This window comes from Stenotrophomonas sp. 96582_Sma, assembly GCF_056480905.1.
Genome location: NZ_CM151122.1, coordinates 3,792,334 through 3,809,732, shown reverse-complemented (window position 1 = coordinate 3,809,732; position 17,399 = coordinate 3,792,334). Strand labels below are relative to the sequence as shown.

At 66.0% G+C, this 17,399-nt stretch carries 26 protein-coding genes; 14 read left to right on the top strand and 12 right to left on the bottom strand.

Going from position 1 to position 17,399, the window contains the following annotated elements:
• Positions 1-2: 2 nt before the first annotated feature.
• From ACZK2R_RS17840 to ACZK2R_RS17785, 12 genes are all read right to left on the bottom strand, one after another.
• Positions 3-785, bottom strand: a complete 783-nt coding sequence (locus ACZK2R_RS17840) for a lambda exonuclease family protein (RefSeq protein WP_180836639.1) — start codon at positions 783-785, stop codon at positions 3-5.
• Positions 782-1,744 carry a phage recombination protein Bet gene (gene bet, locus ACZK2R_RS17835; RefSeq protein WP_219630767.1) on the bottom strand — a complete coding sequence of 321 codons (963 nt, stop codon included), beginning with the start codon at positions 1,742-1,744 and terminating at the stop codon, positions 782-784. Before bet ends, ACZK2R_RS17840 begins: the two co-directional genes overlap by 4 nt.
• 7 nt (positions 1,745-1,751) lie before the next feature.
• A complete protein-coding gene (locus ACZK2R_RS17830; RefSeq protein WP_180836640.1) occupies positions 1,752-2,690 on the bottom strand; it encodes a hypothetical protein in 939 nt (312 codons plus the stop codon).
• A 94-nt stretch (positions 2,691-2,784) separates the two neighbouring features.
• Positions 2,785-3,303: a hypothetical protein gene (locus tag ACZK2R_RS17825; protein WP_180836641.1), complete on the bottom strand. Its 519-nt coding sequence runs from the start codon at positions 3,301-3,303 to the stop codon at positions 2,785-2,787.
• Between the two features lie 160 nt (positions 3,304-3,463).
• Positions 3,464-3,826 (bottom strand): hypothetical protein, encoded by a 363-nt coding sequence (locus tag ACZK2R_RS17820; protein WP_478487509.1) that lies wholly within the window; start codon positions 3,824-3,826, stop codon positions 3,464-3,466.
• On the bottom strand, positions 3,816-4,094 hold the full coding sequence (locus ACZK2R_RS17815) for a hypothetical protein (RefSeq protein WP_478487508.1): 279 nt from the start codon (positions 4,092-4,094) through the stop codon (positions 3,816-3,818). Before ACZK2R_RS17815 ends, ACZK2R_RS17820 begins: the two co-directional genes overlap by 11 nt.
• Positions 4,095-4,203: 109 nt before the next feature.
• Positions 4,204-4,530 (bottom strand): hypothetical protein, encoded by a 327-nt coding sequence (locus ACZK2R_RS17810; protein ID WP_313510280.1) that lies wholly within the window; start codon positions 4,528-4,530, stop codon positions 4,204-4,206.
• Positions 4,527-4,877, bottom strand: coding sequence for a hypothetical protein (locus ACZK2R_RS17805; protein WP_478487506.1), 351 nt, complete (start codon positions 4,875-4,877; stop codon positions 4,527-4,529). The genes ACZK2R_RS17810 and ACZK2R_RS17805 overlap by 4 nt, the downstream gene beginning before the upstream one ends.
• A 3-nt stretch (positions 4,878-4,880) precedes the next feature.
• Positions 4,881-5,081 (bottom strand): hypothetical protein, encoded by a 201-nt coding sequence (locus ACZK2R_RS17800; protein WP_478487504.1) that lies wholly within the window; start codon positions 5,079-5,081, stop codon positions 4,881-4,883.
• Positions 5,082-5,214: 133 nt separating this feature from the next.
• A complete protein-coding gene (locus ACZK2R_RS17795) occupies positions 5,215-5,637 on the bottom strand; it encodes a hypothetical protein (RefSeq protein ID WP_478487503.1) in 423 nt (140 codons plus the stop codon).
• Complete coding sequence (locus ACZK2R_RS17790; RefSeq protein WP_478487501.1) at positions 5,634-5,891, bottom strand: hypothetical protein; 258 nt, start codon at positions 5,889-5,891, stop codon at positions 5,634-5,636. The genes ACZK2R_RS17795 and ACZK2R_RS17790 overlap by 4 nt, the downstream gene beginning before the upstream one ends.
• On the bottom strand, positions 5,891-6,565 hold the full coding sequence (locus tag ACZK2R_RS17785) for an XRE family transcriptional regulator (RefSeq protein WP_478487499.1): 675 nt from the start codon (positions 6,563-6,565) through the stop codon (positions 5,891-5,893). The genes ACZK2R_RS17790 and ACZK2R_RS17785 overlap by 1 nt, the downstream gene beginning before the upstream one ends.
• A gap of 92 nt (positions 6,566-6,657) precedes the next feature.
• Between ACZK2R_RS17785 and ACZK2R_RS17780 the strand changes: the two genes are divergently transcribed.
• The 14 genes from ACZK2R_RS17780 to ACZK2R_RS17715 all read left to right on the top strand — a co-directional run bounded on the left by ACZK2R_RS17780 (position 6,658) and on the right by ACZK2R_RS17715 (position 17,380).
• Entirely contained in the window at positions 6,658-6,858 is a 201-nt protein-coding gene (locus tag ACZK2R_RS17780; RefSeq protein WP_111097938.1) for a helix-turn-helix domain-containing protein, read from the top strand.
• A 261-nt stretch (positions 6,859-7,119) separates the two neighbouring features.
• Positions 7,120-7,491, top strand: a complete 372-nt coding sequence (locus ACZK2R_RS17775) for a hypothetical protein (RefSeq protein ID WP_478487497.1) — start codon at positions 7,120-7,122, stop codon at positions 7,489-7,491.
• Positions 7,440-8,279, top strand: a complete 840-nt coding sequence (locus tag ACZK2R_RS17770; protein ID WP_478487495.1) for a hypothetical protein — start codon at positions 7,440-7,442, stop codon at positions 8,277-8,279. Before ACZK2R_RS17775 ends, ACZK2R_RS17770 begins: the two co-directional genes overlap by 52 nt.
• Positions 8,276-9,757: a replicative DNA helicase gene (gene dnaB, locus ACZK2R_RS17765; RefSeq protein WP_478487494.1), complete on the top strand. Its 1,482-nt coding sequence runs from the start codon at positions 8,276-8,278 to the stop codon at positions 9,755-9,757. Before ACZK2R_RS17770 ends, dnaB begins: the two co-directional genes overlap by 4 nt.
• The gene (locus ACZK2R_RS17760) at positions 9,754-9,924 is read left to right on the top strand and encodes a hypothetical protein (protein ID WP_478487492.1); all 171 of its coding nucleotides are present in this window, start codon (positions 9,754-9,756) and stop codon (positions 9,922-9,924) included. The genes dnaB and ACZK2R_RS17760 overlap by 4 nt, the downstream gene beginning before the upstream one ends.
• Positions 9,921-10,373 (top strand): recombination protein NinB, encoded by a 453-nt coding sequence (locus ACZK2R_RS17755; protein ID WP_478487490.1) that lies wholly within the window; start codon positions 9,921-9,923, stop codon positions 10,371-10,373. The genes ACZK2R_RS17760 and ACZK2R_RS17755 overlap by 4 nt, the downstream gene beginning before the upstream one ends.
• Positions 10,370-10,753, top strand: a complete 384-nt coding sequence (locus ACZK2R_RS17750; RefSeq protein WP_478487489.1) for a Ref family recombination enhancement nuclease — start codon at positions 10,370-10,372, stop codon at positions 10,751-10,753. Before ACZK2R_RS17755 ends, ACZK2R_RS17750 begins: the two co-directional genes overlap by 4 nt.
• On the top strand, positions 10,738-11,268 hold the full coding sequence (locus tag ACZK2R_RS17745) for a hypothetical protein (RefSeq protein WP_478487487.1): 531 nt from the start codon (positions 10,738-10,740) through the stop codon (positions 11,266-11,268). Before ACZK2R_RS17750 ends, ACZK2R_RS17745 begins: the two co-directional genes overlap by 16 nt.
• Positions 11,269-11,297: 29 nt before the next feature.
• Positions 11,298-11,711: a hypothetical protein gene (locus ACZK2R_RS17740; protein WP_478487485.1), complete on the top strand. Its 414-nt coding sequence runs from the start codon at positions 11,298-11,300 to the stop codon at positions 11,709-11,711.
• A gap of 321 nt (positions 11,712-12,032) precedes the next feature.
• Positions 12,033-12,551 (top strand): terminase, encoded by a 519-nt coding sequence (locus ACZK2R_RS17735; RefSeq protein ID WP_204328302.1) that lies wholly within the window; start codon positions 12,033-12,035, stop codon positions 12,549-12,551.
• Entirely contained in the window at positions 12,538-13,893 is a 1,356-nt protein-coding gene (locus ACZK2R_RS17730) for a phage terminase large subunit (RefSeq protein ID WP_478487483.1), read from the top strand. Before ACZK2R_RS17735 ends, ACZK2R_RS17730 begins: the two co-directional genes overlap by 14 nt.
• On the top strand, positions 13,890-15,935 hold the full coding sequence (locus tag ACZK2R_RS17725) for a hypothetical protein (RefSeq protein WP_478487482.1): 2,046 nt from the start codon (positions 13,890-13,892) through the stop codon (positions 15,933-15,935). The genes ACZK2R_RS17730 and ACZK2R_RS17725 overlap by 4 nt, the downstream gene beginning before the upstream one ends.
• A 15-nt stretch (positions 15,936-15,950) precedes the next feature.
• On the top strand, positions 15,951-16,196 hold the full coding sequence (locus ACZK2R_RS17720; protein WP_478487480.1) for an Acb2/Tad1 domain-containing protein: 246 nt from the start codon (positions 15,951-15,953) through the stop codon (positions 16,194-16,196).
• A gap of 101 nt (positions 16,197-16,297) precedes the next feature.
• Positions 16,298-17,380 (top strand): hypothetical protein, encoded by a 1,083-nt coding sequence (locus ACZK2R_RS17715; RefSeq protein WP_478487478.1) that lies wholly within the window; start codon positions 16,298-16,300, stop codon positions 17,378-17,380.
• Positions 17,381-17,399: the final 19 nt, after the last annotated feature.

Here is a 17,399-nt window from a genome sequence, read left to right as displayed (position 1 = left end):
GCTCACGCTGCCACCTGCTGGTGATCGCCAGCGCGTAGGGACTGCTCGAACCCGACCACCATCTGCCGAAACAGTTCCAGGTCGGCGCGCAGCTTGCCGATGAAAGCCTCGTCGCGGTCGAAGCGGCGCCACCACAGCTGCTTACCGACGGCGGTCAGCGCCGGGCAGTAGAGACCGATGTGCCACCACTGCCGGCCGGTGAGCCACATGCAGCCCTGTGCCTGCTCGAACACCTCGCTCGCATCGTTGTCGATGTGGAAGGCGCGCAGCTTCTCGGGGTTGATGAAGCACTTGTATTCGCTACCACCGTCCTCGCCGATGAATCCGTCGGCCGAGCAGCCGTAGTCGCCGCAGTCGCTCAGCACGAACCCAGCACGCTTCACCAGCAGGCCGGACTGCACCTCATGCTCGGTGCGGGCCTCCGGCTCAAGCTCATGGCCGCGGCGCATGGCGAACGTCTCGAAGCCCTCGTCCAGCGGCTCGCCGCTGATGCGCTCGATGGCCAGCCGGAAGGCGTAGTTCTTCGACGCCTCGCTGAAGTCGCCGATGGGCTCACCGGCGATGGCCTTCTCGATGATGGCCGAGCGCGGCACGGCCTTGTAGCCGGCGCGCTCCATGGCGGTTTTCTCGGCCAGGCCGGACAGCACCGCGTCCACATAGGTGCGCTGCTGGTCGGTCAGCTCGCCTACGCGCGAGCGCGCGGTGGCGAACATGCTGGCCGTGATGATGCCGGCGCGGGCGCGGTGCCACGCCTCACTGCCCTGGTCGCACCCGATGACGATCACAGTGGCACCTCTTCATCGGCCGCCTGCTGCTGGTCGCCATCCTCCACGTCGGTGGCGCTGGCGCGCTCGGCGATGCCCTTCAGGGTTTCGTGGCCAGCGCTTCCGATCAGCTGGCGCTGTTCCTTGGACAGACGGCCCCAGGCGCCCTGGTATTCCTCCATGCCGCACTCGGCGAACTCCTGCAGGCTGGCATACAGCGCTTGCCGCTCCGGGGTGTCCTGTGGCTCGGCCGGCTGCTGGCGGGTGATGGCGCCGGCGGTGGAGGACCGGCGATCTGCGCGCACAGATTCGGCATCGATGATGTCCTTGCCTTCCATTTCCTCGGCGGTGGGCTGGGAGCCGACCGCTTCCGGGAACGCCTTGCGCAGTGCCTGGGCCTCTGCGCACTTCGCCAGCTGGCCGAAGGCGCGCTTTTCCCACATGGCGTTGGGACTGCCATCGCTCTTGGACGCGTAGTTTTCCAGCCAGTATTCCTTGGCCGAGAACTCGACCACCTGGCTGCCGAGCAGCTTGCGGACCGTGACCCGGCACCACTCCGGGTACTGAAGCTGGAACGGCTGCTGCGTCTTCTGCCGGCGGCCGTTGGGCGCGTTGGACCAGACGTCACGCACGGATTCCATGGTGCAGGTCGGCCCGAACTCGGGCTCGCTGCAGCCAGCGTACTGGCCGGTGCGGGATGCGTTGATGCGGTACAGGCCGATGCCGGGCATGACCACGTCGCGCATGCCGTTGACGGCGCTGCCGTCGGGGTTCTCGCCGATCTTCACCTTCATGGGCACGATGTGCACCGGCTTCGTCATCGGGTCGAGCCCGGCGGCCTGGCAGTAGCTCAGCACCATATCGATGGAGGCGTCGTTTGCGCCTGGGTACAGGCTGGACTTCAACGCGCCGCGGATGGCTTCGGCCTGCTCGCTGGTCATCAGGGCGCCGGCAGCGGCGCGGGTGGTCATCTGGTTCATGGGGGCCTCAGTAGCGGATGGCCACGGCCGGGACCTTGCCCTGCACGATGGCGGTGATGACGGCGGCGGCGGTTTCGTCTTCGATGCCCAGGCCGACCAGCGCGGCGACGGCGGCACGGTTGATCAAACGGCGGTGTTCGACGTCTGCGGCGCGGGCCTCGTCCGCCTGGCGCTGCGCATCGGCCTTGGCCTGGCGCTCGCGCTCGGCGCGGTCGGCTTCTTCCTGCGCACGGCGCTCGGCGGCGGCGACGGCTTCGGCCTTCTCGCGTTCGGCACGCGCTGCTGCGTCCTTGGCGCGCTGCTCGGCTTCGGCTGCCTCACGGGCCGCGCGTTCGGTGGCTTCGCGGGCCTCGCGTTCGGCGCGTTCCACTGCAGCGGCTGCCTCGCGCTTCGCGTTCTCGGCGGCCTCTGCCTGCAGGCGGGCCTCTCGTTCAACGCGCTCACGCTCAGCCTGTTCGGCGGCGACGCGCTGGCGTTCGGCTTCCTCAGCAGCGCGCACTGCTTCCTCGCGGGCGCGGATCTCTTCTTCCCGGCGGGCGATTTCAGCCAGACGGGCCTCTTCGGCTGCAGCGCGTTCGCGTTCTTCGGCTTCCACACGTTCGCGCTTGATGCGCTCCTGCTCGGCCTCCCAATCGGTGAGCGGCTTGCGCACTTCGTCGCGGAGCGCGTCCAGGTTGTCGCGGGCCTTTTTGCGGGCGGAATCAATGTCGCCGGTCTGCTTCTTCAGGTCCGCGACCAGCGCCTTGCCGGCGTCATCGATGGCGATCTTGGAGCGCGACACCTTGTAGGCAATCGAGGCGATTTCTTTGCGGCCGGCCACCGTCTTGACGTTCGGCACCAGGGTGACGGCTTCGGCGCGGATGCGGGCCAGAAGGTCGTCCAGTCCGCCGCCGGTGAAGACCTCGACGGCGTTGACGGATTCGAGCGGGATCAGGGCTTCGGACATGGCAATTCCTTTTTTTCGACATGAAATGAGGTGCCGGCTTTGTGGAAGGCCTGGCCGGCGCAGGCACCCGCAGGGGGCGGGCGGGGGGATTTCGTTACGCGGCCAGGTCGGCCTGCTGCGGGGCGGCGCTCGGCGGCGTGAGGGTCAGACGCACATCACCCCGGCGCCATGCAGAGATCAGCTCGGCGTCTTCGTCCTCGTCCAGCAGCACCGAGACGGTGAAGCCCATGGCCACGCTGCCGCCTTCGAGCGGTTTCCAGGTGATCTTTTTCACCTTGGCGTCGGCGAAGAACACCGCCTCGATGTGGTCCATCAGCGAGCCGATCGACAGCTCGTAGCCTTCGAACTTGCCGGTGATGTCCTGCTCGCCCAGCAGCGGCAGGTTGAGCGCCACCAGGTCGGTGCTGCCTTCCATCGGCAGGTTCTGCTGCTGACCCTTGTCGGCCTTCTTCCAGAACGCCGGCAGGATGGCCGGGTCGATGGTGTTGAGGATCGTGTTCGGAGCGTTCAGCGAGAACTTCAGGTCAGCCGCGGCCGCGTCTTCGTCGCCGTGCTTTTCCTTCCGCAGGTTCAGATGCGAGAACACCGCATCGTGTTGATCGAGTTGGAACATCGGTGGTGCCTCTCGTAGGAGCCGGCCGCGCCGGCGGGAAGTCAGGACCAGGCCAGCGGCCAGCACATCGCCCAGCCAAGGCCGAGGACGATGGCGACGCAGCCCAGGAAGGCGAGGAATTCGGCGCGGTTGCTGCAGCCGAAGAAGGTCAGGAGGCGCATCAGGCTTCCCCTGTGGCCTTGGCGATGGCGGCGGACAGGTCGAAGTCCGCGCAGGCATTGCCTAGCAGGCGCATGTCCTCGCTCATCTGCTCGGCGGCGTTGTGTGCAGCCTCGGGATACCAGTCAGCAACCCGGCGGTGATGTAACTCCTGCCTGATGCCGTCGATGAAATCCTGCGCACGCTTCAGCTCGGCCAGCAGCTCTGGCGCCGCGGCGATCAGGCGGGCGTTGGCTTCGATTTCGGCAGACGTGACTTGTGCGAGCTGGCAGATGAAGCGGTTGTTGGGCCCGCGCACGATGTGTGTGTAGGCATCGCTGTCCTCTTGATAGGCCCACGGCCCCGGCGTGTGCTTACTGCTCATCGTCGTTTTCCTCCACGCACAGGCCGTCCTCGGCCTCGCGGTTGTGATCGTTGTCGGTGGATTCGCACGCAGCCAGAGCGGCGCGCAGTCGGTCGTCGGCGGCCATCTGGTCGGCCAGGTCGCGGGCGGTCAGCGAGGCGTGCGCAGCAGCAAGAAGCTCGGTTGCCAAGTCATGGGCATCGCGCAGAACTTCGAACTCGCGAATCTCGGCGCGATCGGTAGCCATCGCGATCGCGTGTTCCAGCGCGTCCAGCAGACCGGCGGTCACGACAGCACCGCCTGCAGCAGCACGGTGGCCAGCACGCCCAGGCAGAACGACAGGGCATTGGCGACGACAGTGGCGACCACGTGGTGGCGCTGCTCGCGTTCGGCGGCGGTCATGCGGCACCGCCTTTGACGTGGGCGAGGGCGGCATCGAGTTCTGCAGTGCGTTCGTGGATGATGGATTCCGGCCCGCGCATGTGCTGCATCGACGCGCGTGCTGCCTGAGCCGCCTCGATCAGCTTGATGACATCGCCTCGGAAGACGAAGCATTCAGGGCAGGGCGAGAAGAACACACGTTGGTCTGTGCGTTCGTACGGGTTGTCGCGATCAAACACGCCCTGCGGAGCGCGGCTCTCGGCCACAAAGCCGCTCGACTGGCTTTCCTTGCCGCAGCAGGGGCAAAGCGGGGTGATCGACACCTTGATCTCGTAGGCGCTCATGCCGCCACCTGCTGCAGCGCCATTTCCAGCAGCTGCGCGTCGAGCGCGGCGGCCTCTTCGCGGGCCAGCCGGTACAGATCCTGCAGCACGCCCGAGCCCATCAGGTCGGCCGGGTCCGTGTGGTGCAGCCGGTGCAGCGCCAGCGACACCTCGGTGTAGTGGGTACCGCTGAAGGTGCCGGCCGTCAGTTCCTCGGCCTCACGCAGCTTCACCGGGTCGGTGCGGTAGGCCTTGGCCAGGTCCGCAGCCTGCTCGGCGCGGTGTTCCTGTTCAAAGCGCGGATCTTCCTGGTCTTCCCAGCTGCGCTGGGCGTTCCGGGCAATGTCGTTGGCGGTGTGGAGGCTCATGGCTCAGGCCTCCACCAGTTCAGCGTGACTGGCGGCAATGAACGCCTTGCAGTCCTCAATGGACCCTTCGAACAGCGGCCGTGCGATGGCGGATACAAACCAAGTGATCCGGCGAGCTGCCATGTCCGTGGCGTAGCCCGAGCAGGCCGGCTTCATCTTGAAGACCTTGCCGCCTCGAATCGTCATGCGGTTGAAGTTGTTCATCCTGCACCCCGTTTCAGATGGCCCGGGAGGGCCGACGGGGCAACTCTATGGCATCCCATAATTGAGTGTCAATGGGATTCCATAGATTATTTTCATGGGCAACAAAAAACCCCGCCGGAGCGGGGTTGTTCGGTCAGGGCTTGGCCGGTGGGGGCGGGGTCTGGGCCGGCGCTACAGCCTGAGTCTGCGGAGGCATCTGGATGATGATCGGAGGTGACGGTGGTGCAGCCTGCGGTGCCTGAATCGTCACCGGTGCCTGCGGTGGTGTCGCTGGTGCCTTGGGCACTGCGTTGTTCAGCACGAACGTCATGATCGTTACGAACAAGACGATGCCGCCAAGAGCGGTACCCACTATCCACTTGGTCTGATCGGTAAATCCCTTGTGGATCTCTGAGCGGAGCTCGGATAGGTCTAGCTTTGTAGCTAGGTTTGGTACCAGAGCTTCAAGATCAGAAAGACGTTTGTCCATATCACCACCATAGGGCGGCCCGCCACTACCTACAAGGGTTCCACCTTCCTTGAGGATGCGATCAACGCTCTTGAGATTGACTGTCATTGCTCAGAATCGCCGTCGTTGAGAAGGTCCAGGTACAAGCGAATTTGCGAAAGAACCGCTGGCCTAGCTTTCTCTCTTGTCTCCAGCGCATCCAGAAAGTCCTTGAGCTGAGCTCTGACAAGCTGCTTATTTGGATGACCCTGCAGAATTGAGACGAGCACAAAATCAGTGCCGGTTGCTTTGTCCACCAAGCGGCTGACTGTTTCAGTCAAGCCTTTTATCTGCTCTATGAGCAACTCGTTCGTTTCGCTCATCAGTCTGCCCATCCGCCAATCCAGTGCACACGGCCCACGACCGTGATCGGTTCCCGCTTGGAGTCCATCCGCCGTGGCTTCTGCCAGTGGTGGTCGCCTTTGGGGTTGTCGCTGCTGAAGAAGACCGTGCCGTCCAGCACCATGGCCCTCTTCACGTAGTACTCGGGGTTGGCCGCGCCGTGTACCTGGATCAGGTACAGACAGCCATCGGCCACCCTGGTGTCTGAGGTGTCGAAGAGGATTGCGTCGCCGTCCTCGATGGTCGGTTCCATCGAGTCGCCCTTGCCGTAGTAGATCGCCAGGTTGCGGCCGTAGATACCGCGACGGCGGAGGCTCGCTTTCTTGAACTTCAGGCTGTGGGTCTCGGCGTATTCCTCTGCCTCAGCGCCGGCGGCCCCCAAGCCCACAGCCTGGGAATAGCCGATTACGTCGGCGTAGTCATCTTGTTCAACGGTGGCCAATCCTACTTCCATTGGGCCCTTGCCAGTCTGGAGCCACTTCGCAGAGACGCCCAGCGCCTCGGCGATCAACGGCAGTTGCGTGGTTCCGGCCTGGTCGTTGTTCTCGATACCGGCCAAGGTGGGGTACTTGATCTTGGCGGCCTCGGCGAGCTGAGGCCGCGACATCCCACGCACGCGCCGGGCTTCCTTGATCCGTTCGCCAATCGTATTCATGGGCGCGAGCATTACGGAAAACCATTATGGGATGTCATTGACAGGGGTCTATGGCATCCCATAGGATCGGCGCATCCAATAGGAACGCGCACATGGAAATCACTTGGGCAGACCGAATCAAGGCGCTCGAACAGCGCGGCTGGTCCCTGACCGAAATCGGCCGGGCCATCGGCAAGTCGCCGCAGACCGTCAGTGATCTGAAGCAGGGCCGCACCAGAGAGCCGGGCGGGATGGCTGCAGTGAATCTGCACCACCTGTACAGCACTGGCGCGCGCCCGCCCGAGGCTGCCTGACATGGCCACCTCACACCGGCCTGGTGGGGAAGGGCACAACCACGCCCACCGCACCGGCCGCCATCGGCTCGCGCTTCTTCCGCTTCAGCGGACGAACGTGGGTCTTTTCCCCCGCCCTTACGAGGGCAAAGCACCGCCCACCGGTCCAGATCATCTGGACGACGTTTCCGTGGGCATTCCGCAGTGAACCGGGCATCGGGGCCTTCCGTTGTGGTGGGCCTCCATTTCCGCCCCCAACCCCCTGGCAAGAAAAGGCAAATCATGGAAATCACTGACAACCTGACGGATCCAACTGGACGGCTTCACCTGGGTATCTGCGTGACCAGGAAGCCGAAGGACGCACCGCTGCAGGTCGTGCGGCAGATCGAGACACCGGACCAGGCGCTGGCCATCGCGATGAGGGCCGGCGACCACAAGCTGGCCAGCGTGGCCGCTGCGATAGGCAAGTCGGAGAGCTACGTGTCGCGCATGCGCCGCGGTGTGCGTCCGATCCCGCGCCGTCTGGTCGGCCCGCTGTGCGCTGCGACCGAGTCGAACCTGCTGCGGCAGTTCTTCGACCTGCAGGCTGCCATGGAGCCCCGGTGCTGGCGTTCGGAAGTTTCGCGCCTGGCCGGGATGCTGAGGGCTTCCTGATGGCTCGCATTCGCACCGTCAAACCCGAATTCTGGTCCAGCGAACAGGTGATGGAATGCTCGCCGATGGCTCGTCTGCTGTTCATCGGCCTGTGGAATTTCTGCGATGACGGCGGCAACCACGTTGCCAGTGCGAAGACCATCAAGGCCGAAGTGTTCCCCGGAGACGATATTTCCTCGTCGGATGTTCAGGGATGGCTCGACGAGCTGTCGACGAATTCGCTGATCGCCTTCTACACCAACGCTTCCAAGGAGTTCTTGCACGTCACAGGCTGGAAGAAGCATCAGAAAATCGACAAGCCAACGTACAAACATCCGGCTTATTCGGACGATGATCGCCGAGGCCTCGACGAGGCCTCACCCCCGGAAGGGAAGGGAAAGGAAGGGAAAGGAGAAAAGCCCCCCCATACTCCCCCGGCTGCCGCCGTGGGGGCGAAGCTAGGGCGGAAGAAGCGGGAGAAGATCACCTTCGCTGCCTTCCTCGACCAGTGCCAGGACGCCGGCGAATCGGCCATCCCGAGGACGGACCCGATCTTTGCCTTCGCCCGTGACGCTGGGATCCCGAAGGACTTCTTGCACCTGGCATGGCGAGAGTTCGCTGGCAGACACCGCGACAGCGGAAAGATGCAGAAGGATTGGCGCGCCCACTTCCGCGATGCCGTCCGCCGGAACTGGTTCAAGCTTTGGTGGCTGCCGCCTGCAGGTGGGTGCGAACTGACGACGGCCGGTGTGCAGCTGGCCCGCGAGCGCGATGCCGAGAAGGCCCGTGAGCAGGAGCAGGCCCCATGAGCGCCCAGCCTGCCTACCGCGACGACTACGCCTACCTGCCGGTGCCACCGCACTCGATCGACGCTGAGCAGTCCGTCCTGGGCGGTCTGATGCTGGCGCCGGAAGCGCTGCGCGAGGTCCGCGACGTGCTGACCGAGCGGGACTTCTACCGCCGCGATCACCAGCTGATCTGGCACGCCATCTGCGATCTGGCCGATCGCGAACAGCCCTTCGATACGGTGCTGCTGATCAACTGGTTCGAGAACCAGCGGCAGCTGGAACTGGTAGGCGATGGCGCGTACCTGGTCGAGCTGGCCAGCACCACGCCGTCAGCGGCCAACATCCGCGGCTATGCCGAGGTCGTGCGCAACAAGGCGCTGCTGCGGGGCGTGATCGAGCGCGCGACCGAGATCACCAACGACGCCTACGGCACTGCCGACGAGGACGCCGATGCGCTGGTGGCCAGCGCTACAGCGAAGTTCGCCAACCTGAGCGTGCAGTCAGGCGGCAACGGTGGCCTGGTGATGGTGCGCAGCGACCTGCAGGGCATGTGGGAGGAAATGGAAGCCCGGTTCGAAGGTACCGCCGACCTCGGGCTGGTGCCACCGTGGCAGAACGTGGCCAGGAAGCTGCCCGGCCTGGAACCCACGGACCTGATGATCCTCGCGGCCCGGCCGTCGATGGGCAAGACGGCGAACATGCTGGAGTGGGTCTACAGCGTGGCAGTGCAGGGCAAGCACGCTGCGGTGTTCAGCCTGGAGATGGCCCGCCGGCAGCTGCTGGCGCGGTTGATGAGCATGCACTCGGGCGTGCCGTTGTCGCGCATGCGCGTGAAGGGCGAGCTGACGAACGACGACTGGCACAAGCTGAGCATCGCTCGGAACTTCCTGCACGGCCTGCCGCTGGCGATCGATGATTGCGGCTCGCTGCCGGTGGATTCGCTGGTGGCGCGCGCGTCCCGCATGCACGCCAAGGTGAAGGGCGGGTTGGGCGTGGTCGCGGTCGACTACCTGCAGCTGCTGTCGGGTCCGGCCAAGGCCGGCAATCGCACCGAGGAAGTCTCCTACATTTCGCGCACGCTGAAGAAGCTGGCCAAGACGCTGGGCTGCCCAGTGATCGCGCTGTCGCAGCTCAATCGCTCGCTGGAAACGCGCACCGACAAGCGCCCGGTAATGGCCGACCTGCGCGAGTCCGGCGGCATCGAGCAGGACGCCGACGTGATCGCCTTCATCTACCGCGACGACTACTACACGAAGGACGCCTGCGGCGCTCCCGGCATCTCGGAATTCATCCTGGCCAAGAACCGGCAGGGCGAGACCGGCACCGCTTACCTGCGGCACCACCTGGAATGCAGCCGTTTCGAGAACTACCACGGCGAGAAGCCGAACTACTCGCTCAGAACCGTGCTGCGCGATGCAGACGATGACAGCGGCGGATTCGATGCACCTCGCGATCGCCGCAGGAGCGGCAAGGACATGGCAACCGGAGAGCGCGCATGAACCCGAACGAGAGGGCGAACTGGTGCATTGAGCAGGCCGAACAGATCGAGGCCTGTTTGCCGCCAGTCGACGCCGATCTGGATATGAACCCCATCGGCTACGCAATCGCCGGCTGGTGCAGGGGCATGGCCACCACCCTGGCAGCGGAAGAGGAGCGCGCAGCATGAACCTGGGGACCTTCATTCTCCGAGCCGGCAATGCCCGCGACCGCATGGCGGCTGCATGGCACTTCGCCTGCCAGTTCCTGGAGCTGGGGCAGGACGTGTGTGTGACCGTCAAGGAGTACAAGCCCAGCCGCAGCCTGGAGCAGAACGCCATGTTCCACGCCATCTGCGGCGAGATGGCCACCCAGCTGAAGTGGGCCGGCCGCTACATCGACGCCGAGGGCTGGAAACGCCTGCTGGTCGATGCCTGGGCGCGCGAATCCAACCGCCAGCAGGGCGACGTGGTCCCGTCCCTCGACGGCGCCAGCATCGTGAACCTGTCCATCCAGACCCGGCGCATGACCGTGGGCCAGATGGCCGAGCTGATCACCTTCGCGCAGGCGTGGGCCGTGGAGAACAACGTGCGCCTGAGCGGCCAGGCGCCGAAGCGACTGCAGAGGTATGCGGCATGAAGCGCGGACGCAGCACCAGCAAGCCCACGGTCGAGCAGCAGCAGCGCATGGACGCCATAAAGGACATCGGCTGCGTGGTCGCCTATGCCCTCGGCCTGGGCTACATCCCCTGCGAGGTGCACCACCTGACCGTGGGCGGCAAGCACGGCCAGAAGCGGCGTGGCCACGACTTCACCATCGGCCTGAACCCGTGGTCGCACCGTGGGGAACCCTTCGGCGGCATGGACGCGGACACCTGCGAGCGCCTGTTCGGCCCGTCCTACGCCAAGCAGCCGCGCCGATTCCGGCAGGAGATCGGCAACGACGACTACCTGCTGGACCTGCAGAACACCGCGCTGGACATCTACTGGGGGAGGGTGAAGCCATGGCGAGCCGCCTGACGTTTGGAATTGACCCGGGCCTGACCGGCGCCATCGCCACGCTGGTGGATGGTGAGGCTGGCCCGGTGATCGACACCCCGATCATGGAAGTGGACGGCCACACCGAGCTCGACGCGCGCGCGATGGCGCTGTTCATCCGCGCAGCCAGGGAGATGAACCCTGGTGCCCACGTCTCGGCCTGCATCGAGCGGGTGCGGGCCATGCCGGCCAAGGGCCGCAAGCAGGGTGCGCAGTCCTCCATGAACTTCGGCGACACCTACGGCAAAGCCAAGGCTGTGCTGGAGCTGCTGGGCATACCGACCACCAGAGCGGAGCCTGCCAGCTGGAAGCGGTCCTTCGGGCTGCTGAAACAGGAGAAGGACGCCGCCCGCGTGCTGGCGATCAGCCGGTTCCCATCCGCTGCGCCGTCCCTGCGCCGCAAGAAGGACAACGGCCGCGCCGACGCGCTGCTGATCGCCCTGTGGTTCGAGAACACCTACCTGGCCTCGCACATCACCGACGAGGCCTCAGCCTGATCCCGACGAACCCCACCGGGGGAACGACCATGCGCAAGAAGACCGACAACCAGACGACCAGGCAGGCAGCACCGCACCGGCAGTTCCGCCGGTCAGCGGTCGGCCTTGCCGTGGTCAGCGAGGCGGACGTGCTGGTGGTGGCCAGGAAGGTGCTTTCCCGTGTGCGCGACATACGCAACGCCCAAGGAGAGGGCAGCTATGTGTTCGGAGACCCGGCCTGCAGCATCTTCGCCCTGCGCATTGGCTCAGCAGCGGGGGAGGGCATGCTTCGGGAACATCCCGACTGGCTGTTCGGGCTCTATGGCGCCGACACCGCCGACGGCAAACGGGTCAGTTTCCCCAGCCCGGAGCAGATCGCCGAGGACCTGCGGGAGCACTACGGCTGGGAGCAGCCCGAACCCATCCGCTGGCCGATGCAGCTGGAATTGTTCGCTGCTGCCTGATCGCCATTGATCGGAATGCCCAGGCTGGGATAACAGCAGCATGAGCGACCGCCAGACGCTATCCACCATGGAACTGCTGCACGCCAGCATCGTCCGTCCCGACGGAACGGTGCCGGCTATCGACCGCAGCCCGTCGCCCTGGTGGCGGAACAGTCAGGAAGCCACCCGGGGCGAGTACCGGGACGACCAGCACGCAGGTGTCGACAACAGTGTGCAGCCGACACGGGGAGAGCCGCGTTGCGGCGGCCATGGGGACTTGCCTCTCCATGGTGACGTTCATGCCCCCGGGAATCGGCAGCGTTGCCCGCAGAGGGCGAGCTGATGCCCCGCAAGAAGTCAGACGCCCCGAAGGCCAAACCGGCCAAGAAGGCCGCCAAAGCCCCTTCGAAGGGGGGCAGGCCCACCAAGTACCGCGCGGAGTTCACGCGCCAGGCCGCACTGCTGGGCCGCAGGGGCTGCACTGACCCGGAAGTAGCTGAGTTCTTCGGCGTGGCCCTGTCCACGGTCAACCTGTGGAAGATCAAGCACCCCGAGTTTTCGGAAGCCCTAAAGCTGAGTAAGGCCGAGGCCGACCTGCGAGTGGAGCGCGCCCTGTTCGAGCGGGCAACCGGCTACCGCTGCCGAGAGGACGACGTCCGGGTGGTGGAAGGGGAGATCGTGGTCACCTCGACGGACAAGCAGTTCCCGCCGGACACCACTGCGGCGATCTTCTGGCTGAAGAACCGCAAGCCGGGCAGCTGGCGTGACAAGCCAGAGGGCGAGGACGACGGCGAGACACCAGCACCGGTCGCGGTCACGGTGAACGTGGTCAGCGGGCGCCGCCGGAATGCCAACCCTTAACGAACCGCAGGCCGCGTTCCTGCAGCTGCCGCACAAGTTTCGCGCCTTCGTGGGTGGGTTCGGCTCGGGCAAGACCTGGGTGGGTTGCGGCTCGCTGTGCAGCCACGTGTGGACGCATCCGCGCGTGCCGGCCGGCTACTTCGCCCCCAGCTATCCGCAGATCCGCGACATCTTCTATCCCACCATCGAGGAAGTGGCCTTCGACTGGGGCCTACGCGCGCGCATCGTAGAGTCGAACAAGGAAGCCCACCTGTACTCCGGCCGGCAGTACCGCGGCACAGTCATCTGCCGGTCGATGGACAACCCGGCCAGCATCGTGGGCTTCAAGGTCGGCAAGGCCCTGGTCGATGAGATCGACACCCTGAAGAAGCGGAAGGCCCAGGACGCCTGGCGCAAGATCATCGCCCGCCTGCGCGTGAAGGCCGACGGCCTGCAGAACGGCATCGATGTGACGACCACCCCCGAGGGGTTCAACTTCGTCTACGAGCAGTTCCACCAGCTGCCCAGCGAGAACCCGAAGCTGCAGGCGCTGTACGGCCTGGTGCACGCCAGCACCTACGATAACGAGGCCAACCTGCCCGACGACTACATCCAGTCGCTGTTCGAGAGCTACCCGCCGCAGCTGGTGCAGGCCTACATCGATGGGATGTTCGTCAACCTGACCACCGGGTCTGTGTATCCGGCGTTCTCCCGCACCGCCAACAACACGACGGCCGAGATCCAGGACGGCGAGGCGCTGCACATCGGCATGGACTTCAACGTGCTGAACATGACGGCCATCGTCTGCGTGATCCGCGACGGCGAGCCGATTGCGCTGGCCGAGCTGACCGGCATTCGCGACACCCCCGCGATGATCCAGGCACTGCGGGACCAGTTCGGTGGCCACCGCATGACGATCTACCCGGACGCCAGCGGCGACAGCCAGCACACCAACAACGCCAGCACGTCCGACCTGGGCCTGATCCGCGCCGAACGGTCAATGACCATCGTGGTGCCGGCGGCCAACCCGCGCATCCGCTCGCGGGTGGTCAGCGTCAACGCCATGATCCTCAACGCCAAGCGCCGCCGCCGCTTCCTGGTGAACGTGCGCAACTGCCCGAAGCTGACCGAGGCGCTGGAGAAGCAGCCCTACGACGCCAACGGGCTGCCCGACAAGACGACCGGGTTCGACCATCCGCCGGACGCCCTGGGCTACTTCATCCACAGCAAATTCCCCGCCGCAGTAAGCGCGCGCGACCGACCGTCCATTGAACGGCCTCGGGTGCTGGTGCCCCATAGCCGCCAGTGGTTGGAGCATTCCGACCAGCCCTCACTCGCCGAACGTAGGAGATCCGCCCTGTGACCATGCCCACCGCCGACAGCTTCACCGACGCACTGGCGGCCGAGCAGGCAGCCGACGCAGAGCGCGAGGCGCAGGCCCAGGCGCTGGCACAGGAAGAGGCAGACGTCGCCAACTGGCACAAGCGCATCAAGGAGTCGCGCGAGTTCGACAAGCACGCCCGCAAGGGCTATGCGCTGGACCGGCGCTATTGCCGCAACCAGGTCGATCCGGTCTATGACGTGAGCGTGCCGATCGCCGGCACCTACGTGAACCTGCTGACGTCGTTCCTGTATGCGCGTGACCCTGAGCCCGCCGTGCAGCCCGCCGAGTCGGTCGGCTCCAGCCGGGTGAAGCTGGCCAAGCAGGTCGGCCGCACGCTGGAGATCGTCATCGCCTCGCTGTGGAAGCGCGGGCGCTTGAAGCACGCCGCCGACGCCATGGTGCGTTCGGGCCTGAGCATCGGCATCGGCTGGATCAAAGCGGCATGGCACCGCGAGACCGAGCGCGACCCAACCACGGACCAGCGCATCGCCGACCTGCGCGCCAAGCTCGAAGCCCTGGCCCTGATGGAAAGCGAGCTGGCCGAGGGAAACGCCGCCAACCCGGACCTGCTGAAGGCTCAGTACGAACAGCAGATGCAGACGCTGGAATCCCAGGTCGAGCACATCATCTACAACGGCCTGGTCTTCGACTTCGTGCGCGGCGAAGACATCCAGGTCTCCATGGACGTGGCCACTCTGAAGGACTACGCCATCTCGCCGTGGATCGCCCACCGCACCTTCATGCCGTACGACAAGGCGCAGGCCACGTTCCCGGAGCTGCGCGACGAGCTGGGGAAGGCCGAGGCCTACTACCACGTGCAGCCCGAGAGCCGCGCGCGCGAAGGTGGGTTCGCCCCGGCCGATGGTGTGGTGAGCGACAGCGACGCCGAGGTGTTCCGCAGCGCCACGGCAACGGGGCAGGGCAGTGATGCCGGCCCGCGCTTCCTGTGCATCTGGGAGGTGTGGGACCTGACCACCAACCTGGTGCACACCATCACGCCCGGCCTGCGCCGCAACCTGCGCCAGCCGTACACCCCCGACCAGCGCAGCACGCGCTTCTACCCGTTCTTCCAGTGGGCGCCGCTGTGGGTGGATGGGGAGCGGCACCCGCAGTCGCTGGTGGACCGCTCACGCGCCTTGCTGGACGAGTACAACCGCACCCGCACCAACTACCGGGAGCATCGCCGCCGCGCCATCCCGAAGCTTGGTTTCGACCGTGGCGCTGTCGAGCCGGGCGACGCAGCGAAGCTGGAGGGAGCCGGCATCGGGGAGATGGTCGGCCTGGACCTGAAGGGCTTGCCCACCACCAGCGTGCTGTTCCCCATCCAGTACAACCAGATCGACGCCGCGCTTTACGACACCGCGCCCATCCGCGCCGAGCTGGAACTGATCTGGGGCATCCAGGAGGCGCTGTCCTCCAGCATCCAGACCGCGAAGACGGCCACCGAGGCCGACATCCAGCAGCAGGGCACCGAATCCCGCCTGGGCTACAGCCGCGACAGCCTTGACGATGTGCTGGGCGAGGTCGCGCAGTACACCGCCGAGGAAGCCATGTCACCCGCCGGCCTTTCGCCGGAAGAGGTCAGCGACATTGCCGGGCCAGAGGCGCTGTGGTTCAACGCGACCCTGCCGGAGCTGGTCACTGCGCTGCTGAACGTCGACATTCGCGCTGGCAGCTCGGGGCGCCCGGCATCCAATCTGCGCCGGCAGCAGTGGGGCGCGATCCTGCCGCAGTTGCAGGAGGCCGTCGTCACCATCGGCCAGATGCGCGGAGCAACGCCCCTGGACATCGCCAACAGCCTGGAGCAGCTGATGGTCGAAACCATCGAGCGCACCGGCGACACGTCGATCGACGCCTACACCTTCATTCCGCAGGTGCCGCAGGTCGCCCCAGGCGCCGTGATCGATGCGCCGGCCTTGCCCGGCATGCCGCCTGCCGATCCGATGCAAGCCCTTCCGCCGGCCGAAGCGCCGGTACCCACCGCAGCACCCGTGGGCGGCGTTGTCGCCCCGCCTCTCTGACCACAGGAGCAGACCATGGAAAACCAGCACCGCAAGATCACCGGCTACCGCGAGTTGTCGCAGGCCGAAATCGACCTGATGAACGAGATCAAGGCCAAGGGCGCCGAGCTGGAAGCCCTGATCAAGAAGGTGGACGAAGTGAACTCGGGCACTGACGTTGGCGATACCGGCTGCTATCGCTGGTCGGCCATCGCCAAGACCGACTTCCAGACCGGCCTGATGGCACTGACCCGTGCCGTAGCAAAACCGGAATCGTTCTGATGCGCCGCCATCCCCTGACCCTGGCCATCTGGCGCGCGATCGCCAGCATGGCCCGCTGATCACCAGCACCACGCCATCCCGCCGCCAACTGAGGTTCCACCATGCACATCGAAGACCCGAACAGCCCGGCCAGGCCGGATGCCACCCCGACCGACGTACAGCCGGGCGACACCGGCGCGCCGCCGGTTGCCGATGGCGGCGATGCGCCGCAGCCGCCTGCTACTGAGCTGGATGCGTTCTCCGCTGGCGTTGAAGCTGCGCGCGAGCAGGAAGCACGCGAGGATGCACTGCCCGGCGACGCTCCGGCAGCAGACGGCCAGCCGCCGCAGGACGTCGCACCGGCCACGCCGGCCGCGGCAGACCCGAACGCACCGCCCGCCGGCGAGCAGCCGCCGGCACAGCCCGCGCAGCCGCAGCAGCCGACCGTCGATGACGAGGTGAAGCAGCTGGGCCTGAAGGAACGCGCGGCCGAGCGCTTCCAGGAGCTGCACACGCAGGCGCGCGACGCCCGCGAGCGAGTCAGCCAGTGGGAGGAAACGGTCCAGAGCACTGGCGCCACGCCGGAGCAGTTCGGGGGCGCACTGCGTTACCTGTCCGACATCAACTCGGGCGACCCAAAGCGCATGGCAGACGCATACGAGCGCATGCAGGGCGAGCTGCAGTGGCTGGGCCAACAGCTGTGCCGCGAGGCGCCTGGCTTCGATCCGCTGAGCGCCCACCCGGACCTGGCCGGCCGCGTCACCTCTGGTGACATCACCCGCGACGTGGCGCTGGAACTGGCCCAGCACCGGCAGACGAGCCAGCTGCAGCAGAACCACACCCAGGCGCAGCAGGATCGCCAGCAACAGGGTCTGCAGTACCAGCAGGGGATCGCATCGGTGCAGGCGCTGGGGACGCATCTGCGCGCTGGTGATGCCCTGTTCGATCAGAAGCTGGCGCTGCTGGCGCCGACGATCGACATCATCCAGCGCACGCTGCCGCCGGCGCAGTGGCAGACCGAGATTCACCGCGCCTACCTGGCGCTGCCGGCCACCGCGGTCGCCGCTCCTGCTGCAGCAGCACCAGTTGCCCGCAATGCCCCAAATCCGATTCGGGCGAACTCCGCCGCACCGGTGGCGCCGCAGATCACGCCCGACAACGCATTCGACATCGGTGTCCAGGCAGCCCGGGCGCGTGGGCAGTAACGGAGAAGGGGCCTTTCGG